The organism is Streptomyces omiyaensis (assembly GCF_014650895.1).
In the GTDB taxonomy this organism is placed as follows: domain Bacteria; phylum Actinomycetota; class Actinomycetes; order Streptomycetales; family Streptomycetaceae; genus Streptomyces; species Streptomyces omiyaensis.
The window spans coordinates 1-505 of record NZ_BMVV01000100.1; the positions used below are offsets into that span (position 1 = coordinate 1).

A 505-nucleotide genomic window follows, 5' to 3' on the forward strand; every position below is an offset into this window, starting at 1 on the left:
GCTTCATGTTCTGGTTGCAGTACTCCCGCGGGGACGGCGGTCCGGTGGTGGCCGGGCCGGGCAGCGCCCCGGTCCGGGGGCCGCGCCGGATCAACACGGTGCTCGCCGGGGTCCGCGAGTTCCTCGCGCACGGCGCGTCCCTGGGAACGGTGCCGATGACCGTGCTGTCCCAGCTCTACGAGATCGCCGACGAGCGCGATCTGCCGCCCGAGGCCCGCGGCGAAGGCAGCGGGCTGCGCTACTTCGCCAAGGCCCGTCACCGGGCTCCCGAGCCGGACGAGCCGGTCGACCGCGCCGCCGACGAGGAGGTGCTGGCTCTGCTGCGGGCCTGCCGAAGTGCCCGGGACCGGTTCATCGTGCTGCTGCTGGCCCGGGCCGGGCTGCGTCGCAGCGAGGCCGCCGGCCTGCGGCGGGAGGACATTCACTTCGTCCTGGACGCCAGCGTGCTGGGCTGCCGGGTTCCCGGCTCGCACCTGCACGTGGTCCGCCGGGACAACGCCAACGG

At 74.7% G+C, this 505-nt stretch carries 1 pseudogene; it reads left to right on the forward strand.

What is annotated here, in order from left to right:
* Nucleotides 1–505, forward strand: a pseudogene (locus IE287_RS38180) (tyrosine-type recombinase/integrase); the annotation flags it as partial.